Annotated in this window: 2 protein-coding genes; both read left to right on the forward strand. The window is 67.9% G+C overall.

Annotation, left to right across the window (positions count from 1 at the left end; translation table 11 throughout):
- Positions 1–134: 134 nt before the first annotated feature.
- Entirely contained in the window at positions 135–845 is a 711-nt protein-coding gene (locus tag Q7T09_RS07870; protein WP_304699021.1) for a sensor histidine kinase, read from the forward strand.
- Positions 846–1026: 181 nt separating this feature from the next.
- The coding region (locus tag Q7T09_RS07875) for an aminotransferase class III-fold pyridoxal phosphate-dependent enzyme (protein ID WP_304699023.1) at positions 1027–1428 on the forward strand (402 nt) is incomplete at its 3' end.

Below are 1428 nucleotides of genomic sequence, written 5' to 3' on the forward strand. Positions count from 1 at the left end.
ACAAGCTGAAGACTTGAGCGCCGCGGCCCTTGACTCTCCGCTCGCGCGAACTTGACCTCCATCAATGCCCGCAGGTTGAATCGGCCTTCTGGTGAAGCTGGGCGTCGGGCGCTCCGCGGAGTCGGATGGAAGCCATGCAGGTAGACCTGTCGCATTTCAGGGGACTGAGCGCCGCGTCAGGTGGGCCGCTGTCCCCCACCCTCGGCGAGGCGCCCATGCCGATCCCCGAGATCGCCTCGGTCTGCGCCGATTGCAGCCTGCTGGTGGAGGCCGATCACCGGATCGCCAACCACCTGGCCATGCTCAGCAGCTATGTGCGCCTGAAGGCCGCGGGCCTGGCCGCCGACCTGGAGACGCGCCTATTGCTGGAGAATATCGGCGCCCAGGTGGATGCGGTGGGCCGGCTGCATCGCGCCCTGGCCACCCACGGCAATCTGGGCTCGGTGGATCTCAGCGAGCATCTGCGGGCGATCTGCGCGCCCTTCGCCTCGGGATTGGCGGGCGCCGCCAAGCTCATCCAGGACATCCCGGCCCCGTGCTACGTGCGGGCCGATCAGGTCTTGCCGCTCAGCCAGATCGTCTCGGAGGTGATCACCAACGCCTTCAAGTACGCCCATGCTGACGGTCAGGCCGGAGTCGTCCTGGTGCGGTGCCACCTGGGCGAGGGCGGGGCGGTCCAGATCGAGGTGGTGGACGACGGGCCGGGCCTTCCGGCGGGGTTCGATCCGGCCACCGACGGCGGCCTGGGGTTCCGTCTGATCCGGGCGCTCAGCCGGCAGGTGAGGGCGTCCACGGTCTTCGAGTCCGCCGGCAAGGGCCTGCGGTTCCGCCTGGCCCTGCCCTGAGCGCCGGCCTGTCACCGATCGGTCGTGCGCAAGCAATATTGACAGAGCCGGGTTCGGAGACGAAAACGTCGAGCCTTCCTGTCCCCGCCGCCACGCGCCGGGGACGCTTCTCTTTTGGGAGGTATCCCCCGTGACTGAAAAGACCGCGACGCAAGCCGCGCCCGTTCCCAGCGATCACATCATGGGCGTGTACAACCGCACCCCGCTGGCGTTCGAGCGAGGCGTGGGCGCGCGACTTTTCACCACCGACGGGGAGGCCTATCTCGACTGCATGGCGGGCATCGCCGTGAACGCGCTGGGCCACGCCAATCCCAAGCTCGTCCAGGCGGTGAAGGACCAGGCCGAGAAGCTCTGGCACGTCTCCAACATCTTCACGATCCCGGGCCAGGAAAAGCTGGCCAAGGTGCTGACCGACGCCACCTTCGCCGACGAGGTGTTCTTCACCAACTCCGGCGCCGAGGCCATCGAGTGCGCCATCAAGACGGCGCGCAAGTATCACTGGGCCAAGGGCCACCCCGAGCGCATCGACAGCATCGGCTTCGACGGCTCCTTCCATGGCCGGACGCTGGCGGCGGTCAACGCC

It is taken from the genome of Phenylobacterium sp. (assembly GCF_030645195.1).
Taxonomy (GTDB): domain Bacteria; phylum Pseudomonadota; class Alphaproteobacteria; order Caulobacterales; family Caulobacteraceae; genus Phenylobacterium.

Excerpts from the sequence above, each read along its gene's own strand:
- Q7T09_RS07870 (WP_304699021.1), top strand. The coding sequence starts at position 135 with ATGCAGGTAGACCTGTCGCATTTCAGGGGACTGAGCGCCGCGTCAGGT.